This is a genomic window from Serratia sp. CY43202 (assembly GCF_052168755.1).
Lineage (GTDB): Bacteria > Pseudomonadota > Gammaproteobacteria > Enterobacterales > Enterobacteriaceae > Serratia > Serratia bockelmannii.
In genome coordinates this window covers 301,460-320,375 of the sequence record NZ_JBJNMB010000007.1, presented here as the reverse complement: position 1 = coordinate 320,375, position 18,916 = coordinate 301,460, and the positions used below count along the sequence as shown (strand labels likewise).

The 18,916-nt window shown below is 58.5% G+C and carries 21 protein-coding genes; 13 read left to right on the top strand and 8 right to left on the bottom strand.

Features of this window, described 5'->3' with window-relative positions; all coding sequences use genetic code 11:
- Nucleotides 1-121: 121 nt before the first annotated feature.
- Together ACJ8J5_RS16955 and ACJ8J5_RS16950 are read left to right on the top strand one after the other, a co-directional pair.
- Nucleotides 122-766 carry a hypothetical protein gene (locus ACJ8J5_RS16955; protein WP_414104862.1) on the top strand — a complete coding sequence of 215 codons (645 nt, stop codon included), beginning with the start codon at nucleotides 122-124 and terminating at the stop codon, nucleotides 764-766.
- A complete protein-coding gene (locus tag ACJ8J5_RS16950; RefSeq protein WP_025302132.1) occupies nucleotides 763-978 on the top strand; it encodes a hypothetical protein in 216 nt (71 codons plus the stop codon). The genes ACJ8J5_RS16955 and ACJ8J5_RS16950 overlap by 4 nt, the downstream gene beginning before the upstream one ends.
- Nucleotides 979-1,064: 86 nt before the next feature.
- Here the strand turns inward: ACJ8J5_RS16950 and ACJ8J5_RS16945 are convergent, their stop codons facing one another.
- On the bottom strand, nucleotides 1,065-1,976 hold the full coding sequence (locus ACJ8J5_RS16945) for an alpha/beta hydrolase family protein (protein WP_072269809.1): 912 nt from the start codon (nucleotides 1,974-1,976) through the stop codon (nucleotides 1,065-1,067).
- A gap of 91 nt (nucleotides 1,977-2,067) precedes the next feature.
- Here ACJ8J5_RS16945 and ACJ8J5_RS16940 point away from each other — a divergent pair, with 91 nt between their 5' ends.
- Nucleotides 2,068-2,499, top strand: coding sequence for a hypothetical protein (locus ACJ8J5_RS16940; protein WP_202669192.1), 432 nt, complete (start codon nucleotides 2,068-2,070; stop codon nucleotides 2,497-2,499).
- Here ACJ8J5_RS16940 and cynR read toward each other — a convergent pair.
- On the bottom strand, nucleotides 2,423-3,373 hold the full coding sequence (gene cynR / locus ACJ8J5_RS16935) for a transcriptional regulator CynR (protein ID WP_414104864.1): 951 nt from the start codon (nucleotides 3,371-3,373) through the stop codon (nucleotides 2,423-2,425). The two genes, ACJ8J5_RS16940 and cynR, sit on opposite strands and share 77 nt — an antisense overlap.
- 114 nt (nucleotides 3,374-3,487) lie before the next feature.
- On the opposite strand from cynR, the gene ACJ8J5_RS16930 reads away from it, so the two are divergent.
- The 4 genes from ACJ8J5_RS16930 (at nucleotide 3,488) to ACJ8J5_RS16915 (ending at nucleotide 5,687) form a co-directional block, all read left to right on the top strand.
- Nucleotides 3,488-4,141, top strand: coding sequence for a carbonic anhydrase (locus ACJ8J5_RS16930; RefSeq protein ID WP_049203432.1), 654 nt, complete (start codon nucleotides 3,488-3,490; stop codon nucleotides 4,139-4,141).
- A gap of 19 nt (nucleotides 4,142-4,160) precedes the next feature.
- Nucleotides 4,161-4,631: a cyanase gene (cynS, locus tag ACJ8J5_RS16925; RefSeq protein ID WP_049208879.1), complete on the top strand. Its 471-nt coding sequence runs from the start codon at nucleotides 4,161-4,163 to the stop codon at nucleotides 4,629-4,631.
- Nucleotides 4,632-4,864: 233 nt separating this feature from the next.
- Entirely contained in the window at nucleotides 4,865-5,122 is a 258-nt protein-coding gene (locus ACJ8J5_RS16920) for a YjhX family toxin (protein ID WP_004939031.1), read from the top strand.
- Between the two features lie 58 nt (nucleotides 5,123-5,180).
- Nucleotides 5,181-5,687, top strand: coding sequence for a GNAT family N-acetyltransferase (locus ACJ8J5_RS16915; RefSeq protein ID WP_414104865.1), 507 nt, complete (start codon nucleotides 5,181-5,183; stop codon nucleotides 5,685-5,687).
- 32 nt (nucleotides 5,688-5,719) lie between these two features.
- Here ACJ8J5_RS16915 and ACJ8J5_RS16910 read toward each other — a convergent pair whose 3' ends face one another.
- A complete protein-coding gene (locus tag ACJ8J5_RS16910; RefSeq protein ID WP_049295266.1) occupies nucleotides 5,720-6,217 on the bottom strand; it encodes an AAA family ATPase in 498 nt (165 codons plus the stop codon).
- A gap of 168 nt (nucleotides 6,218-6,385) precedes the next feature.
- Nucleotides 6,386-7,282: a LysR family transcriptional regulator gene (locus ACJ8J5_RS16905; protein WP_049295265.1), complete on the bottom strand. Its 897-nt coding sequence runs from the start codon at nucleotides 7,280-7,282 to the stop codon at nucleotides 6,386-6,388.
- Nucleotides 7,283-7,414: 132 nt separating this feature from the next.
- Here ACJ8J5_RS16905 and ACJ8J5_RS16900 point away from each other — a divergent pair, with 132 nt between their 5' ends.
- A complete protein-coding gene (locus ACJ8J5_RS16900) occupies nucleotides 7,415-8,146 on the top strand; it encodes an isochorismatase family protein (protein WP_060447548.1) in 732 nt (243 codons plus the stop codon).
- Between the two features lie 32 nt (nucleotides 8,147-8,178).
- Here ACJ8J5_RS16900 and ACJ8J5_RS16895 read toward each other — a convergent pair whose 3' ends face one another.
- A complete protein-coding gene (locus ACJ8J5_RS16895) occupies nucleotides 8,179-8,526 on the bottom strand; it encodes an antibiotic biosynthesis monooxygenase family protein (RefSeq protein WP_025302122.1) in 348 nt (115 codons plus the stop codon).
- A 174-nt stretch (nucleotides 8,527-8,700) separates the two neighbouring features.
- Here ACJ8J5_RS16895 and ACJ8J5_RS16890 point away from each other — a divergent pair, with 174 nt between their 5' ends.
- From ACJ8J5_RS16890 to ACJ8J5_RS16870, 5 genes are all read left to right on the top strand, one after another.
- A complete protein-coding gene (locus ACJ8J5_RS16890) occupies nucleotides 8,701-9,384 on the top strand; it encodes an ArsR/SmtB family transcription factor (protein WP_197780686.1) in 684 nt (227 codons plus the stop codon).
- Between the two features lie 74 nt (nucleotides 9,385-9,458).
- Entirely contained in the window at nucleotides 9,459-10,166 is a 708-nt protein-coding gene (locus ACJ8J5_RS16885) for a glutathione S-transferase N-terminal domain-containing protein (RefSeq protein ID WP_025302120.1), read from the top strand.
- Nucleotides 10,167-10,296: 130 nt separating this feature from the next.
- Nucleotides 10,297-11,724, top strand: a complete 1,428-nt coding sequence (gene phoA, locus ACJ8J5_RS16880; protein WP_060432724.1) for an alkaline phosphatase — start codon at nucleotides 10,297-10,299, stop codon at nucleotides 11,722-11,724.
- A 461-nt stretch (nucleotides 11,725-12,185) separates the two neighbouring features.
- A complete protein-coding gene (mqo, locus tag ACJ8J5_RS16875; RefSeq protein ID WP_049203423.1) occupies nucleotides 12,186-13,766 on the top strand; it encodes a malate dehydrogenase (quinone) in 1,581 nt (526 codons plus the stop codon).
- A 205-nt stretch (nucleotides 13,767-13,971) separates the two neighbouring features.
- A complete protein-coding gene (locus ACJ8J5_RS16870) occupies nucleotides 13,972-14,430 on the top strand; it encodes a helix-turn-helix domain-containing protein (RefSeq protein ID WP_173889022.1) in 459 nt (152 codons plus the stop codon).
- A gap of 58 nt (nucleotides 14,431-14,488) precedes the next feature.
- Here ACJ8J5_RS16870 and ACJ8J5_RS16865 read toward each other — a convergent pair whose 3' ends face one another.
- The 3 genes from ACJ8J5_RS16865 to ACJ8J5_RS16855 form a co-directional block, all read right to left on the bottom strand.
- Nucleotides 14,489-15,526: a fimbrial protein gene (locus ACJ8J5_RS16865; RefSeq protein ID WP_025302116.1), complete on the bottom strand. Its 1,038-nt coding sequence runs from the start codon at nucleotides 15,524-15,526 to the stop codon at nucleotides 14,489-14,491.
- Nucleotides 15,523-18,084: a fimbria/pilus outer membrane usher protein gene (locus ACJ8J5_RS16860; protein ID WP_025302115.1), complete on the bottom strand. Its 2,562-nt coding sequence runs from the start codon at nucleotides 18,082-18,084 to the stop codon at nucleotides 15,523-15,525. The genes ACJ8J5_RS16865 and ACJ8J5_RS16860 overlap by 4 nt, the downstream gene beginning before the upstream one ends.
- Before the next feature lie 75 nt (nucleotides 18,085-18,159).
- The gene (locus ACJ8J5_RS16855) at nucleotides 18,160-18,888 is read right to left on the bottom strand and encodes a fimbrial biogenesis chaperone (protein ID WP_147822979.1); all 729 of its coding nucleotides are present in this window, start codon (nucleotides 18,886-18,888) and stop codon (nucleotides 18,160-18,162) included.
- Between the last annotated feature and the right edge of the window lie 28 nt (nucleotides 18,889-18,916).

The window sequence follows — 18,916 nt, the reverse complement described above, 5'->3', positions numbered from 1 at the left end:
CAGAGATCGCGGGAAGTTTCGGTGACATTTTGAGCGTCAGGCTGGTGCCGTTTGCCGGTGGGCATTGGCTTGCGTACAAAAAGTCTGCTAGATTCGGCGGTTCATATTGAAAAGGATTTCTATGAAAAGCGCAAAGCAGATAGCCAACGACATGGCGGATGCCGTAAACATTGACAGCAATTTAGTGCGCGGGTTTGCACAAGGTTTTATCAGCGTACCGGTCGATTTCTACTACCTGGGCTACGATTATATTAATACTGAAAACAGATGGTTAAACTCGCAAGATAAAGAGCGATTTATCAGACTCATCAAGTCAGGCCTGGCCAATAAAGCAAGCATCGAGAAAGTGGCTCATATCTTCATCGAAAACTTCGCCAGTAAGGTCAAGTTTGAAGATGTTAAGGACATGACCATAAGAACATCAGGCAAACTCATCGGCAAATTCGCCTTTAATCAGTTAGCCACCGCAAACATGGGATATATATTCTCTAAACAAATCATCCCACGGCTTGTCTCCGGTGTTGCCGTTGGCTCAATTCTCACCGCTGGGGCAAGCATATCGCGCTCTGTCTATACATCACGCGACTTGAGGGCAAGAAACTCACGGATGTATGATCAACTCAGACGCCTGGGAAACCTCGATCTGCTGTACTTTCTGTTAGAAAACAAAGTCCGACCATTCGAGGATGCCGTCTCGGTTTGGGAAAGAGATCGAAAGAAATTCAACCAAATTTGTCAGTACTTTTTTGCAAAGGTTAACGTATGAAGAACTTTATGCTGGCGGCTTTATCCAGAATTATTCAGGGCATTGGGTGCGGCGTTGTGGCCCTCTCGCTGTTAGCCATTGTCTGGTTCATGTTTTATTCCGACGATAGTTTTAAGTATCTGTGGGTTGCGACCTCCATAGCTGGAATTTTCTTAGGGTATTTCATTTTCAGGTTTGCGGTTAAAAAAATACACGACGGAAGCCCTGATTAAATAACATTGTGTTCAATTGAGCAGCAGATCACTCAGTCCAAAGAAACTCGCGTCAATTATTACATAGTTTGTCCTAATACCGACGCTCAGCGCAGTTGCTTCTCCAGCCACGCGCGCATATCCGCCACCACCCGCGTCATTTCACTCTCGCCATTTTCGCGCCGCATCACATGGTCTAAAGCCGGATAATTCAGGTAAGTGATATTCGTTTTGCCGTCGGCCCGCAGCTCGGCGATCATTTTCCCGACCGCCCCCGGCGAAACGGCGCGATCCTGGTCACCCTGCACGATCAGCACCGGCGTCTTGATGCTGCGTAGGGTGGCAAGCTGATCGATGTTCAGCATGCCATGCCACCAGGCATAGCCATGATCGCTGGCGTTCAGGGGGAACGGCGGCGCCGTCAGCACCTGCTGTAAAAATGCGTTCAGCCCGGCTTTCTCTTCTTTTGGCGCGTCGGCCACGCTGTGGCGCACATCATCAATAAACCAGCGTCCGCCGCCGCTGAACGCCAGGGTGGCGTCAACCAGGCCCGAGGAGGCCGTCACCAGATTGGCGATCACCGCCCCTTCGCTGCCCCCCAGCACCGCGACCTTTTGATAGCCGTTGCGCGCACTCACCGCCTGCAGCACCTGGGTGACATCGCTCACCCGCCGCTGCGGCGTATCATGCTGCACGAAAGCGTCCGGGCAATCCTGCCGCGGCACCTCTTCGCGGTACGGCAAGGTGTCGTCGATGCCGTATTTCTCCACCGTCAGCAGGTCTGCGGCGGGTAACACCTGCCGCATCGGCGTGACCAGGCGGATATGCCGCACGCTGTTGCAATCCGAACCTTGCAGGATCACCAACAGCGCCGCCGACGATTGCCCGGGCACCGCAGCGTCCAGATAGTAATGAATACTCGAACCATCCTCCCGCGGCAGCGTCAGCGCTGCAGATTGCGCCATCGCCAACCCGCTCCACAGCGCCAATACGCTCAGCATGCCTGTCGCCACTCTCATCACTTGCTCCTCTTCCCTGTTGCGTTCGGTTAATTCGTCTTTTCTGGTCTACGCTTCATGCCAATCACGTTTCTGACAGGGAAGCCTTACCATGCCACACCTCTATAACACCGCGCTGCTGATCGGCGCCGCGCTGAGCACCATCGCCGCCCTGTTGCATATTGGGGTGATCGCCGCCGGGCCGCGCGGCTATCGGCTGTGCGGCGCCGGCGATCGCTTCATTAAGGCGGCGGAAGCGGGTAAAAAGTTCCCGGCCGTCGTCACCGCCGGTATCGCGCTGATGCTGTTTATTTGGGCGCTGTATGCGCTTTCCGGCGCGGGCCTGATCGCGCCGCTGCCACTGCTGCGGCCCGCGCTGTTTATCATTACCTTCATCTACCTGTTGCGCGGCGTCGCCGGCCCCTTCGCCCTGCGCGATACCGGCCGCAGCCAACGCTTCATCGTCGTCAGCTCGCTGATTTGCCTCGGCTTCGGACTGGTCCATCTGCTGGGGATGACGCAGCGCTGGAGTGCGTTGGCGTAACGCCCTGTTGCTGCAAAACGGCGATAAACGCCTGCGCGGCGGCGCTGCGGTAAGCGCCTTTGCGCTGCAGCCATACCGCCTGCCGCATCGGCATGGCGTTGGCCAACGCCACTTTTTTCAACTGCCGGTTCTCGCGCGCAATGGCGGCCGGCAGCAGCGTGGCGAGCTGCCCGCGCCGCACGATCTCGACGATAGCGCCCAGCGCATTGGCCTCCACCGCCACCTGCGGCCGAAATCCCAACTGTGTGCAGTAACGATCGATAAACTGCCGCGTGGCGAAGTCGCCACTCAGCAAAGCCAGCGGCAGATGTTGCCACTCCGCCAGCCTCAGCGGACGGCGATGCGCCGCCAGGGGATGATCGGCGCCGACCATCAGCTCCAGCGTCTCGCTGAACAACGGCGTGGCTTCTACCTCCGCCGACTGCGCCATCTCGAAGGCGATCCCCAGGTCCAGCCGATCCTGCGCCAGCAGCGCCTCGATCCGCTCTTGCGCCATCTCCTCAATGCTCAGGGTAATCCCCGGGTAGCGGCGGTAGAACGCATCGATCGTCGGCCCCACCAGATAGGCGGTGAAGGTTGGCGTCATCGCCAGCCGCAAATGGCCGCGCGCCAGCGTCGCCACGTCATGGATCGCCCGCGCGCCGGCGTCCAAATCCTGCAGCGCCAGCCGCGCATAGCGCATCCACGCCTCACCGGCGTCGGTCAGGCGCACGGCTCTGCCACTGCGATCGAACAACGGCGCTCCCAGTGCGTCTTCCAACTGCTTGATCTGCTGGGACAACGTCGGTTGCGAGACGTGCAACGCTTCGGCGGCGCGGGTGAAGTTGCCCTGTTCGGCAACGGCCAGAAAATAACGGATGTGTCGCAGCAGCATAGCGCCCCAGCTATTAGTAAAACCTATAGCCAGCATTATAAATGGGTCTTAGACCCTATAGCCAGAAGCGTTCATCATGCCGCCATCGCATAACGACACCCAATGGAGAAACGGATGAAAGAGGTGATTGAAGGCTTCCTGAAGTTCCAGCGCGAAGCCTTTGTTGAACGCACGGCGCTGTTTCAGCAGTTGGCGACCCGCCAAAACCCGCGCACCCTGTTTATCTCATGTTCCGACAGCCGCCTGGTGCCGGAGCTGGTCACCCAGCGCGAGCCGGGCGATCTGTTCGTGATCCGCAACGCCGGTAACATCGTGCCTTCTTTTGGCCCCGAACCCGGCGGGGTGACCGCCTCGGTCGAGTACGCCGTCGCTGCGCTGGGCGTAGAAGACATCGTGATCTGCGGCCATTCCGACTGCGGCGCGATGACCGCCATCGCCACCTGCCAGTGTCTGGATCACCTGCCGACGGTCGCCGGCTGGCTGCGTTACGCCGATTCCGCCAAGGCGGTCAACCAGGCTTATCCGCACGCCTCCGACGCAGCCCGGGTCGCATCGATGGTGCGCGAAAACGTCATCGCCCAGCTCAACAACATCAAAACGCACCCTTCCGTCGCCCTGGCGCTGGATCAGGGCCGCCTGGCGCTGCACGGCTGGGTCTATGACATCGCCAGCGGCGCTATCGAGGCGCTGGACGGCGAAACCCGCCGCTTCGTGCCGCTCGCCACCCATCCCGAGGTGACCGCCACCCCGGCGATCGCCCGTTTTTAAGCCCACAAAAGGAGTCAACATGACACACTCTCTGCACAACACCGCCCCGCGCGAAGCGCTCACCGACACCATCATGGCCGCCAAGATCCGCCATAATCTGACGTTCGAAGCGCTGGCCGAGGGCACCGGTCTCAGCCTGGCGTTTGTCACCGCCGCCCTGCTGGGGCAGCATGCGCTGCCGGAACCGGCGGCGCGCACGGTAGCGGCCAAGCTGGGGCTGGACGAAGAAGCGGTGCTGCTGCTGCAAACCATCCCGCTGCGCGGCAGCATTCCCGGCGGCGTGCCAACCGATCCGACCATTTATCGCTTCTATGAAATGCTGCAGGTTTACGGTTCCACGCTGAAAGCGCTGGTGCACGAGCAGTTTGGCGACGGCATCATCAGCGCCATCAACTTCAAGCTGGATATCAAGAAGGTCGCCGATCCGGACGGCGGCGAACGCGCGGTGATCACCCTGGACGGCAAATACCTGCCAACCAAGCCTTTCTAATTGGCCTTTCGCCGGCGGCCCGCGCTGCCGGCAAATTGACAGCCAACCGGCCATTGGCTACATTAACTGCGCTTAAACGCCGCCCTGGCGTTTTTCACTGCCCGAGGCCTGTATGTTGGAGATTGTAACCACCCGATAGTCGCTTCCTTGCCGTATGGCGAGGGACTCTGACGTATCCGACGCGCGTTTGCGCGGGGATGCGCGTATCTGGGGTTATTACAGGATCTCCCAACATGAACATTTCCAAAGCGGAACAACGCGTGCTGCACGTGTTGGCCAAAGGCGGCTATATCGCCTTCACCCGCAACGACGCCGGTCGCGTCACCCACGTCGAATGCTACACCCGCGAAGGGCTCGGCCTGGCCGACTGCTCGCTGGCCGTCTTCACCAAGCTCAAAACCAAACGCCTGATCCTCTCTCGCCAGGGGCGCCCTTATCGCGTCACCTTTGCCGGGCTCAAGGCCGTGCGTGCGCAGCTGGATAACCGTTAATCATCGATACCGGCCGGGCAGCCCGGTCGGCACAGCCTTATTTAATCAGGATACAACCATGAACATCACGTTACGCCACGAAACGCCGACCGACGTCGGCGCCATCGCCACCCTGACCGCCGCTGCGTTCCTGCATGCCGAACACAGCAGCCACACCGAGCAGTTTATCGTCAACGCGCTGCGCGCGGCGGGAGCCCTTACCCTGTCGCTGGTCGCCGAGTACAATGGCACAACGATCGGGCACGCGTCCGTCTCGCCGGTCGTACTCAGCAATGGCGCCGCCGGGTGGTACGGGCTGGCGCCGGTGTCGGTGCTGCCGGCCTGTCAGAGCCAGGGGATCGGCAGCCGGCTGATCCGCCAGCTATTGGCCGAACTGCAAGAACGGCACGCCGCAGGCTGCGTGGTGCTGGGCGATCCGAACTATTACGGCCGTTTCGGCTTTCAGGCACAGACCGCGCTGACCCTGCCGGGCGTGCCGCAAGACTACTTCCGCGCCATCGCCTTCCAGGGCGCGCTGCCGTGCGCGGAGGTCACCTTCCACAACGCGTTTAACGCCGAGGCCTAACCCTGTTGCCGGCGCCGTCATGGCGCCGGTTTTCAGTCCCGTTCGCCATAACGCAAGACGGTCATCCCTTCCTCTTCCGCCGGGGGAACAAAGTACTGCGCCAGGCGCTCAAACTCCGCTTCGCTCAGGGCAAACGGGTGCTCGCCGCGCGCATTTCTCAGCGTTATCCGGCTCAGGCACTGCGCATGGCTGACATCGAGAAAGTGCAGGCAGTGTGCGACGCCGGCCTCCTCCGCCAAGGCTTTGGCCCAGCGCCGCCTGTCCGGCGTATTCATCGGAAAATCGAGCGCCACGGACCAACCGCCGCGCAGCAGCTGAACGAGGTGCCCGCCCAGCGCCCGCCGCAACCGGTCGGAACAGCGCGCGTAGTCTTGCAGACTGGCCATCTCCTGTTCATACAGCGTCGCCAGCCACGCATCTTCGCTCAGCAACAGCGTTTGCGGTTGCTGCGCCAAACTCTGCGCCAGCGTCGATTTGCCTGCGCCGGCCTTGCCGCACATCAGGTGTAAAACTGCAGGGTAGGTTTGCATGACGTTCTCCGGTCGTTGCCGGAAGGGGATAAAAAAACCCGCCTGCCGGCGGGTTTTTATTGGCGACACACGCGCTATCCCACCCTCTGGAGAAGGGTGATAATAATTTGCGCGAATGGGCGGTAGGATTTTTTCATAGCTAATGAATATGACAACCGTGCACCGTTGTCAATTCGCCGTCATCAATCCCTGTTCTCGCACAAACTCGGTGAATAAACTCACTTTCTGCTGCACATGCCGGCGCGTCGGGTAAACCGCGAAGACCTGATGCACGTCGGCAATTTGTTCAGGGAACAGCCGCACCAGTCTGCCGGCGGCGATCTCGGGATCCGCCACAAACGACGGCAGCGAACCGATGCCCAGTCCCGCCACCAGCATATCCCGCAGCATCAGGCTGTTGTTGGCGATCAGCCGGGGAGTGAACGTCACGCTCAGGCTCTCCTCGCCGGCGGTGAACTGCCACTGCCCCGGCTTTTCTGCCAGGGAATAGGCCAGACAGCTGTGCCGCGGCAATTCATTAGGCGTTTGCGGCACGCCGTGCTGCGCCAAATAGCCGGGCGCGGCGCAAATTCGCTGGTGCACGTCACCCAGCGCCCGGGCGCTGAGGGAAGAATCCGGCAGCCGTCGGCGAATGCGCAAGGAAATATCGAAACCGGCCGCCACTACGTCCAATACCCTGTCGTCCAGCGTCAGTTCCACCTGCAGCTGCGGGTAACGTTGCATAAACGGCGGCAGCAGCGGCGACAGCACCGTCAGGCCGAACGAGAGCGGCGCATTGACCCGCAGCGTGCCGGAGACCTGCTGCGCGCTGGCGGCAACTGTCTGCTCCAGCGCGTCGAACTCGCCAAGCAACCGGCAGGCTTCCTGGTAATAGAGCTGCCCGGCTTCGGTCAGGCTCATGCTGCGGGTGGTGCGCACCAGCAACAGCGTCCCCAACCGACTTTCCAACTGCTTAATCTGCTTGCTCAATGCCGCCGGCGTGATCGCCAGATCCTCCGCCGCCTTATAGAAACTGTTGCGCTCAACCACGCGGCGAAAGGCGCGCATCGTCAGTAGCACGTCCATATTATATCCTTCAGGTTAATTATTAATTCAATAAACCATAGATTATTAACCAAATAAATATCAGTAGACTTCATTCAACCGCTTCCCTGAGTGGGACGTGAATTTAATCTACTGATAATCATGGAGTTAATAATGAAAAAGACCCTAATCGCCCTGATGCTCGGCCTGAGCGCCGCCACCGCTCCCGTCGCCGCGCTGGCGCAGTCCCCCGCCGCCGATAGCCGCCAGGCGGGTTATGTGCAACCGCTGACCGCCGACAACAGCCTGTTGCTGCTGGTCGATCTGCAGGACATGTTCGGCATGACCATTTCCTCTATCGATCAAACCAACCTGGTGAATAATGCCGCCGGCATCGCCAAGGCCGCCAAGGTGTTCAACGTGCCGACCATTCTGGCCTCGGCCAACGCCAAAAGCTTCGCCGGGCCGGTATTCCAGCAGGTGACGCAGGCACGCCCGGATCTGCAGGTGTACGATCGCACCGCCATCAACGTCTGGCAGGATCGGCGCGTGGTGGATCTGATCAAACAATCCGGCCGCAAGAAAATCATCATCGGCGGGCTGTGGACCGCCAGCTGCGTGATGCTGCCGGCGCTGTCCGCTCTGGGCGAGGGGTATGAGGTCTACATATTGTCGGACGTCACCGGCGACATTACGCCAGATAGTCAAAACAACGCCATGCAGCGCCTGATACAGGCAGGCGCCACCCCTATCAACTGGGTGGCGTTGATGCTGGAATGGCAGCAGGACTGGAGCCGCAAGGCCACGGCGGGGGGCGTATTGCAGATCGCCCGCGACCACGGCGCCGCCTGGGGAATGGGCGCCCGCTACGCCGGGGCGATGAAGGTGGGCAGCGAAGCGAAATAAGCGGGTGAAAGCCCGCCGTCAGCGGGCTTTTTTCAGGTGCGGTGATAGCAACGGCTATCCTGCGGCGCCTGGTCGCGTCTCTCCAGCCCGTAATCCCGCACCACCTCCGCCACCCGCAGCCGATACTGCGCCAGCACCTCGCCACGGCCGCGCGCCTGTGCCGCGCGATGCTGCTCGAGATTGCGCCACTGCTGCACCGCCGCCTCGTCGCGCCAGAAAGAGAGCGACAGCAGGCGCGCGGGATCGGCCAGGCTTTGAAAGCGCTCGATGGAAATGAATCCGTCGATCTGCGCCAACAGCGGCTTCAGCTCCGCCGCCAGCGCCAGATAGGTATCGCGCTGCCCGTCGGCAGCCTGCAGTTCAAAAATCACGGCGATCATTATCGTCTCCTCTCACGGTAAAATTCCGGTACGCACGCATGGTAAGAATGGCGCCACCGCACCGATTCCAACGCCCGCTCATCAATATCAAGCGGACACGGACGCACAGCACCAGAGTGCGATAACCACAGACTAACGATGGACGCGCAGCCATACTTCGTCTAACCTCGAAGTATGCATAACATCGACATTGAAGATCGTTTAGCGGCGCTGAGCGCCGCCATCGCCGACCGCACCCGGGCGCGCATGCTGTGCCTGTTGATGGACGGGCGCGCCTACACCGCCACCGAGCTCAGCGCGGCGGTCGAGGTCGCCCCGTCCACCGCCAGCGCGCATCTGGCGAAACTGCTGGAGCAGCGGCTGATCGCCTGCGTCAAACAGGGGCGCTACCGCTATTTCCGGCTGGCCGGTCAGCCGGTGGCCGACGCGCTGGAAGGCTTGATGGCGCTGGCGGGCGTACCGCGCCCGTCGGTGAAAAGCAGCACGCCCACCACGCTGCAATATGCCCGCACCTGCTACGACCATATGGCGGGCGAGGTGGCGGTGAAGCTGCACGATCGGCTGCATGCGCTGAACTGGCTGACCGGTGAAGAAGACTACCGATTAAGCGACGCCGGTCAGGCCGCGCTGACGCGGCTGGGCGTCGATTGCTCCCCCGCGCCCACTCGCCGCCGTTTCGCCTGCGGCTGTCTGGACTGGAGCGAGCGCCGATCTCACCTCGGCGGCGCGCTGGGCGCCGCGCTGTTGGCCGCCTTTATCCAACGCGGCTGGCTCCTTCGCCGGCTCGACAGCCGCGAGCTGCAGCTGACCCCCGCCGGTAAAAAAGCGCTGGCCGCACATTTTGACCTCACGGTGTAACCCGGCGACAGGGTAGTTTTACTGCAATACTCTAGGGGTACGCTTAAGCGACCCCGCCAACCCGAGGAGTTTCCATGCTCGATTCCACCCAATTCCCGATCGTCAAACGCTGGCCGGCTCAGCATCCGGAATGGCTGCAGCTCTACTCTCTGCCGACGCCGAACGGCGTCAAAGTCTCCATCATGCTGGAAGAGATCGGCCTGCCTTATGAAGCGCACCTAATCGACATCGGCAACAACGAAACCTGGACGCCGGAATTCCTGGCGCTGAATCCGAACGGCAAGATCCCGGCGATCATCGATCCCGACGGCCCCGGCGGCCGGCCGCTGCCGCTGTTCGAATCCGGCGCCATTCTGCTCTACCTGGCGGAAAAGAGCGGCCGCTTCCTGCCGCAGGATCCAGCCCAACGTTATGAAACCATTCAGTGGGTGTTCTTCCAGATGGCCGCCGTCGGCCCGATGTTCGGCCAGCTCGGTTTCTTCCATAAATTCGCCGGGCGCGAATATGAAGACAAGCGGCCGCTGGAGCGTTACAAAAACGAATCGAAACGCCTGCTTGGTGTGTTGGAAACGCGCCTGGAGGGCCGTGACTGGATCATGGGCGCAGACTACACCATCGCCGATATCTCGCTGCTGGGCTGGGTGCGCAACCTGATCGGCTTCTATGAGGCGCGCGATCTGGTGGAGTTCGACAGCTTCCCGCGCGTCGCGCAGTGGCTGGAGCGCGGTTTAGCGCGGCCGGCGGTGCAGCGTGGGCTCGCTATCCCGGCGCGCGCGGCCTGATCGTCACACGGGATGGCCGCCGGGCCGTCCCGTCTTTCATTGTCATAAAATTGTCATCCCCCTGCTCTACTCTCCTTTCGTAACAATTTGATGTTATTTACATTGTTGTATTACGACAAGGAGCTTACCCATGCAACCTGCTGTATCCCTGATCGCCGGCGCCGTGCTGTCCGCCCTGCTCTGTTCCTCCGCCATCGCGGCGGAAACCTCGGCCAATGCCGATGGCCTGACCGAGCGCGCCGCGCGCGGCACCCTAACCGAGCCGGGCGGCGCCCGTCGCCTGGCCGGCGATCAGACCGCCGCGCTGAAGGCGTCGCTGTCGGACAAAACGGTGAAAAACGTGATCCTGCTGATCGGCGACGGCATGGGGGATTCCGAGATCACCGCCGCGCGTAACTACGCTGAAGGCGCAGGCGGTTACTTCAAGGGCATCGACGCCCTGCCGCTGACCGGGCAATACACCCACTACTCGCTGGACAAGAAAACCCACAAGCCGGATTACGTGACCGACTCCGCCGCCTCGGCCACCGCCTGGGCCACCGGGGTGAAAACCTATAACGGTGCGCTCGGCGTGGACGTGAACGGCAAAGACCAGCCAACGCTGCTGGAGATCGCCAAGGCGGCCGGCAAGGCCACCGGCAACGTCTCCACCGCCGAACTGCAGGACGCCACGCCGGCGGCGCTGGTGTCGCACGTCACCTCGCGCAAATGCTACGGCCCGGAAGAAACCAGCGAGAAATGTGCCGCTAACGCGCTGGAAAACGGCGGCCGCGGCTCGATCACCGAGCAACTGCTGAAAACCCGTGCCGACGTCACGCTGGGAGGCGGTGCGAAGTCCTTCAACCAGCTGGCGAAAAGCGGCGAATGGCAAGGAAAATCGCTGAAGGACCAGGCGGCGGCACAGGGTTATCAGTGGGTGAGCAACGCAGATGAACTGCAGGCCGTTACCCTGGCCAATCAGCAAAAACCGCTGCTGGGCCTGTTCGCCGACGGCAACATGCCGGTGCGCTGGCTGGGGCCGAAAGCCAGCTATCACGGCAACCTCGACAAGCCGGCGGTAACCTGCGAAAACAACCCGGCGCGCACCGCGGCCACGCCAACGCTGGCGGCGATGACCGACAAAGCGATCGCGCTGCTGAAAGACAACCCGAACGGCTTCTTCCTGCAGGTCGAGGGGGCGTCGATCGATAAGCAGGATCACGCCGCCAATCCGTGCGGGCAGATTGGCGAAACCGTCGATCTGGACGAAGCGGTGCAAAAAGCGCTGGCCTTCGCCCGCGCCGACGGCAACACGCTGGTGATCGTCACCGCCGACCACGCGCACTCCAGCCAGATCGTCGCCGCCAACGCCAAAGCGCCGGGCCTGACCCAGATACTGACCACCAAAGACGGCGCACCGATGACCCTCAGCTACGGCAACTCGGAAGAAGAGTCGCAGGGGCATACCGGCACTCAGTTGCGCGTCGCGGCCTACGGCCCGCACGCCGCCAACGTGGTGGGATTGACCGATCAGACCGATCTGTTCTTCACCATGCGCGATGCGATGGGCATCAAGTAACCGCCAGCTGAACGATGGCCGCTCGCAACGGCGGCCATTTATGATTGGTTACCGATAGGTATTTGCAATTTAACCGCAATTATTGTGTGATAACGAAATAACGTTTAATTGCGTGACAATTAACCCCTTAAAATAACGCGGTTATACGGCCTTTCTTCCCTCTCTGTTTATTCCTGCGACAGCAACCGCCCTATTTTTGCTTATATTCATTTTTTTTAGTTACAAAAGTAGTTTTTAACATTCTCGCAAACAATAATACCCCGCCAGTAACGTGAACCGATCAATTTGCATCCGGACGGCCTGCAATAGTTCACTTTTCGTTAAATACCCTATTAACAAAAAGGCATTATCGCTGCCTATCGGCTCACGCCGGGCGGTCGGCTTCATTATTTTCCAGGGTAACTCCCGCTAAATTCTTTCACCTGCAATGAGTAGAATTTACACACAAGAGATTTAATTCAATGAGAAAATTACTCGTCCTGATTTTCAGTCTCAGCCTGTTTAGCGTTACGCAGCAGGCGGCGGCTGAAGAGAAGAATAAAACCGTCGACGTGGTGTTGATCGGCGGCGGCATCATGAGCGCCACTTTGGGTACCTATCTGCATGAGCTGGAGCCGACCTGGACCATCGACATGTACGAGCGCATGAACGGCGTGGCGGAAGAGAGCTCCAACGGCTGGAACAACGCCGGTACCGGCCACTCCGCCTTTAGCGAAATGAACTACACGCCGGAAAAAGCCGATGGCACCATCGACATCAGCAAGGCGGTGAAGGTCAACGAGTCTTTCGAAATCTCTCGCCAATTCTGGTCTTATCAGGTGAAAAACGCTGTCCTGAAAGATCCGAAATCCTTCATTAACAGCGTGCCGCACATGAGCTTCGTGTGGGGTGACGACAACGTCAACTTCCTGCGTAAACGCTACGCGGCGCTGCAGCACAGCACCCTGTTCCGCGGCATGGAATATTCCGAAGACCCTGCGCAAATCAAGCAGTGGGCGCCGCTGGTGATGAACGGCCGCGATCCGGCGCAGAAAATCGCCGCGACCCGCATGCCGCTGGGTACCGACGTCAACTTCGGCGTGATCACCCACCAGTTGGTTGACGCGCTGAGCGCCAGCGACAAGTTCAAGCTGAACCTGAGCCACGAAGTGCGCGACATTAAGCGCAACGCCGACCAAACCTGGAGCGTGACCGTTGCCGATCTGAACCGCGACGGTAAAGAAACCACCGTTAACGCCAAGTTCGTGTTCATCGGCGCAGGCGGCGCGTCCCTGACCCTGCTGCAGAAATCCGGCATCCCAGAAGCCGACGGCTACGGCGGCTTCCCGGTCGGCGGCCAGTTCCTGGTCACCACCAATCCGGAGATCGCCAACCAGCACCTGGCCAAAGTGTATGGCCTGGCCAGCGTAGGTTCGCCGCCGATGTCCGTGCCGCACCTGGATACCCGCATGCTGGACGGCAAGCGCGTGCTGCTGTTCGGGCCGTTCGCCACCTTCTCCAGCAAGTTCCTGAAGAACGGTTCGCTGTTCGATCTGATGCACTCGCTGAGCACCTCGAACCTGATGCCGATGACCCACGTCGGTCTGGATAACTTCGATCTGGTGAAATACCTGGTCGGCCAGCTGATGATGAACGACGACGATCGCTTCGCCGCGTTGAAAGAGTACTTCCCGGACGCCAAGCAGGCAGACTGGAAGCTGTGGACCGCAGGCCAGCGCGTACAGATCATCAAGAAAGACGCGGATAAAGGCGGCGTGCTGCAGTTCGGCACCGAAGTCGTCAGCTCTGAAGACGGCAGCATCGCCGCTCTGCTGGGTGCTTCGCCGGGCGCTTCTACCGCTGCGCCGATCATGCTGCATCTGATGGAAACCGTGTTCAAAGACAAAGTGGCGACGCCGGAATGGCAGAGCAAGCTGAAAGAGATCATTCCGTCTTACGGCCACAAGCTGAACGGCGATATCGAGATGACCAACAAGATCCGCGGTTACACCAGCAGCGTGCTGGGTCTGAACTACATTGAAGTGAAACCGGAAACTAACTGATTTTCCATCGCTTCCTACTGATAAGGCCGCTTTATGCGGCCTTTCTTTTATCCCCCTGCCGTTCAAAGAGCATTTTTGGCCACCTTTTTACCCCCGGTTTACCCTTGCGTAACGGCGCACTCACGCCTATTATCAAAGTATATTCTTGGATAATTAAGCTAAGTCACTGTGACCTGAATGTCGTTTTTGCGGGAGAACTAAAACCATGGATCGCGTCAATATCATTCACGATTTACTAGACTGGATTGAAACTCATCTGGACCAACCGCTGCTGCTGGATAACGTCGCCGCCAAGTCGGGCTACTCCAAATGGCACCTGCAGCGCATGTTCCGCAGCACCACCGGCCACGCACTCGGCAGCTATATCCGCGAGCGGCGCCTGTCGCAGGCGGCGCAGGCGCTGCGCTCCACCCCGCGTCCGATCCTGGATATCGCCCTGCAATACCATTTCGATTCTCAGCCTTCGTTCTCACGCGCCTTCAAGAAACAGTTCGGTAAAACCCCGGCGGTGTATCGCCGTACCACCCGCTGGGATGTTGCGGAGTGGCCGGCACAGCCGATAGAGACGCAGGCTGAATCGCACCATGATGCCCCCACGCTGCCACGCTGGTACGCCGGCAAACCGCCGGAAGGCGTTTGCACCAGCTGGATGGGGCTGCGTTAATCGATAACGCAAAAAAGCCAATGGATAAAACCCATTGGCTTTTTCGTCGGAACGCGACTTAGTTGTACTCGATGGTAAAGGTGGCGGTCGACTTGATATTGCCGCCTTTAATCGTCGAACCGGTGCGATAGTAGCGTGCCTTCAGCGGCAGCGTTAAGGTATTGGCCTGGTTGGGAATGGTACGTCCGGCATTGACCGCATCGCCATTTTTGATCGGCTGGGTCGTATTGCCGGTCAACAGCTGGACGGCAACACCGGATGCTGTGTTGGCGCCAGGCTCGGATTTGATCACCCCAGGTGCATTGGAAGCATCCTGCGTATAGTCAAAACGCACATTGACGATCCCTTGTCCCGCACTGCCTGGCAACAGATCCTCACCAACGCCGCCAACGCAATTGATATTGATATCAAATGCTTTTTCACCCTGCGTTGAACCTACGCCGCCAAACGAGGCTGCAGTGACAGTATCCAGATTAACCACCTTGTTCTTGGAACCGCTGTCCACGTTGCAAGTCGACGTCACGATCGTCAGGCTGTTGGCATCGACGATCGATTCCAGCATCGGCAACCCCTGACCGGAACCATCCATATAGTAAGTCGTGTACTTGCCTGGGACCAGTTGGCCGGTGCCGGTTTGCGCGGCGGTTTTCACAATGTCGATCTTAAAGTAACCGCCATTCAGGTTGACGGTTGTATTACCCCGTAATGCCAACGTGTGGGGATAATAAGTACTTATTGTCCCCGCTTCACGGTATAAACGAATCCCGATACCTGGAATATTGGTGCTCCATACATTGCTGAAGCTCGTCCGGCTGCCCTGGAGGATCTGCCCAATCGCGCTACCGCCGTTATAACAACGACCATAACCGGAGACCGGGTTAATCGCGAACTGACCGGTGACCAAGGTGTCTCCAACCTGGCTGCTTGGCGTAACCAGCACGCGCCCAAGCTTCATGTTGATCACCTGCGCCTTGTAACCATTATTAACGTAACAGGCGGCGTAAGCGCTCTGGCCGCCCGCCATCAGCAGTCCGAGCAGCATCAGGCATTTCGCTGGCGCTTTATTCAGCGGTGGAACACGCGTAAACTTTATCATTTGCAACTCGCTTCAATAATTTCGTAGTCAGGATTATTGCTTTGCGCCTTGGCGCTATAGCTGACAGAGCACTGCTGCGTTGGCTGTGTGCCCCACTTAATCTGCAACAAACCTTTCTTAGCTTCGGTACGCAAGTAGATGCGACTGCCCTGCCCAACAATGCCGACCACCTGATTACGGGTATCCAGCACTTCAGCGCCAAACGGCAGCGCGTTGCCATCAGGGCCGAGCGCATGAATGATCAATGCCTGGCCTTTCGTTGTTTTGAATTCCAACCGGGCAACCGCGCCGGCATATGGCGCAACCTGTTGGCTGCTGCTTTCCAATTCAACATCGCGTGACATGCCGCTCGGATCGAGCGTTACGCTCGTCATGCGATATGGTGCAACATAAGGAACCACAGCATAACCGTTGTCATCGATACGAACGCCTGGCGAGTTGGTCACAATCGCGCCAGCGGCGTCTGGCGCTTCCACCAGCACCATGGTCTGTCCGCGTTGCGGTGTCAGCGTGACGCCGCCGCTATGGGCAACCACGCTGCCCGATGCACCGATCGACGACTGACGGTAATCTTTACCATAGCTGTAGGACCCGTTCATCGTGGCGAAACGGCTACGGTATTCACCGCTCACGCTGCTGTTGGTGCCGCCTGAACGATCGTTGGCTAACGTAGCGCTATAGCTGATGTTGTTGTCTTCGCCGGTTGAACCATTCATGCCCACACGGCTGCTGTCGTAACCGTTGTCGGTGTAGCCCAGTGAACTGTTCAGGCTCAGGGTTTGCGAACCGACGCTGAATGGAATCGACAGTGTCAGGTAATAACGAGTCTCATCTCGGTTATACATATCCGAGGTGCGCATGGCGGAAAGGCCATAGGTCACGCGACCATAATAGTTGTTATAGCCCACCTGGTACTGCTTGGTGCTCCCGCCACGGTTCCAGTAGTCGCGTACCGAACCGGTGATGTACAAGGAACCGTAATTGTCGCCCAGCCCTTGGTTCAGCGTCAGCTGGTATTCGCTACGCTGGCGGTTAACCGCATCTGCGCTTAAACCCTTGCGCTCATTGTCACGGGAGTAGACGGCATCCTGCAAAGAGAGGTAGCCGGAAGTCGAATAGCGATAAGCAGCGATCGTGAAGTTGGTGTTGGTTTCGGTCATCAACTTGCTATAGCTGAGCTTATAGCTCTGGCCTGATTGGTCGCCCTGCTTCAAGCGGGTATTGGACTGCGTGACGTCCAGCGCAAATGCGCCAACCGGTGTCGCGACCGCGCTGCCCACCAGCACTGCACCATAGCCATCGCTGACGATCCCGCCTGTGTATCCCGTAAGAATGTTGGTAAAACCGCGCTGATAAGTCGCCTGGAACATGTCGGGTTCCTTGCTTAAATTATCATCGCGTACTCGACCCGCAGTGATGGCATAACGCTGAATACCTGGACGAAGCATCTGCGCTACCGAAGCATAGGGAACGCTGAACTGGCGTTTGCTGCCGTCGGCCTCGTTAATGGTGACATTCAGATCGCCGCCGTAACCCGTAGGGTAGAGATCGTTGATGATGAACTCGCCCGGAGCGACGGTAGTTTGGTAGATCAGCTGGTTATTCTGACGTACTTCCACCAGGGCGTTGCTTTGCGCGACCCCACGCACAACCGGCGCATACCCGTTCAATGAATCAGGCAGCATGCGATCGTCCGTGGCGATCTGCACGCCGCGAAAACCGATGGAGTTGAAGAAATCACCGCTGGTGTAACTGTCGCCCAACGTCAGCATGCCGCGGATAGACGGCATTGCCCGCTGCGCGTAAGTCGCGGTGTTTTGCCAATGGGTGCTGTCGTTAGAACGCCAGTTCACGTTGGAATCGTGACGCAGCTGCCAACCCGCCACGTTTAACCCGGCATTCAACGTTAAATATGCATTAGTTGAATCGGAGTTGCTGCCGTTGGCAGAGCTGTGGGTATTGAACGCATTGAAATTATACGACAGGCTGCCGGCGGTAATACCGCGATCCCAGAAGCGCGGATCGACATAACCGCGAGCGCTGCGGCGCAGCGCCGCCTGAGGGATGCTGATATCCATGCGCAACGTACTGGTGTCCAAGCGGTAATAGGCTTCCGGTACCCATTGAGTCAGCGTTTTGCACGTCTCGGTATTAACGGCAGGATCCCCGCTCATTGTGGCGGTATCCACACCGAACTCATCCAACGACAGTAAGCTAAAACAGGTATCGGCGCTGTTTTTCCCCGGCACGTTTTTAAAGTCGATACTTTTTTTGCCTTTCCACTCGCCGTTCACATACACGTCGAGCGAATATTTTCCCGCCAAGATCGGGTTACCATCACGGAAGCGTGAAAGATCCACGCCCTGCGCTTCCCCAATCAGGAAGCTGCTGTTAAAAGTCGCTTCAACCGGTGCTGCCGGCTTTTTGCTATCGGCAACCCCCTCCGCCCAAGACGTCGCAGGGGCCGCCAGACAGAGCGCGCTACCGGTTAACAGCAGAATCGATTTATAATTGGACAGCGCCATTTTAACAGCTGCAGAGATAGGTAACTCTTTCATATAAAGCATTCCTTTACCAAATTAAGCTCGCCCTCTGAAATAAATTGCTCTGGGCCTGAGGCTCTGTTCCAAGAGTTACTTTTGCTTATTCTTAGTACGGGACACGCGTCCGCCAAAATCATTAATAGTGGTGTAGGCAATGTCAGCAATGCGCGCGCTGTCGCCGGAGAACGACAATGTCTTTTCCTGTCCGGGTGCCAGCATGTCGCCGTGCGGGGCCAACGGCACACGTTTTTGGTTCACGACAGCATTAATCTCGGTAAATGACACATAGTACGGCGTTGGGTTTTTCACGCTGACGCCCCCAGCGCTGAAGCGCCACTGCAGTTTTTCCGGCGCATCATTCGCTTCTCCCGCCAGACCGGTCGGCCGATACAGCAGTTTTACGCGGGTACGGAATGCCACCTGTAAAAAGTTTTCAGGTGCGCCATTGTTTGCCCCGGTTGGTGCTGGCGGGATCTCCAGTACGTTCAACCAAAACAAGGATTCTTTGTCTTGCGGCAAACTCGCCGTGGTCAATGAAACGCGCAGCGCTTGGCCGGTAGCCGGTTCAACACGGCTGATTGGCGGTGAAACGATAAATGGCGCTTTGCTGTTTTCTGGTGTGGTTTTTGCGTCGCCTTCATCAATCCAAGACTGAATAAGTGCCGGTGAAGCACCATTATTTGATAATTGGACGGTAACTTCCCGTTGCTTTCCCGGATAAATAATACGAGTACCGTTAATAATGACACTGGAAAAAACGCTGCTACTGAAAAGCATGGCGCTCAGCAATATGCTGTATTTTTTAAATGAGTTCTTCATTATCTTATCGCTACGGTAAGGGAAAACG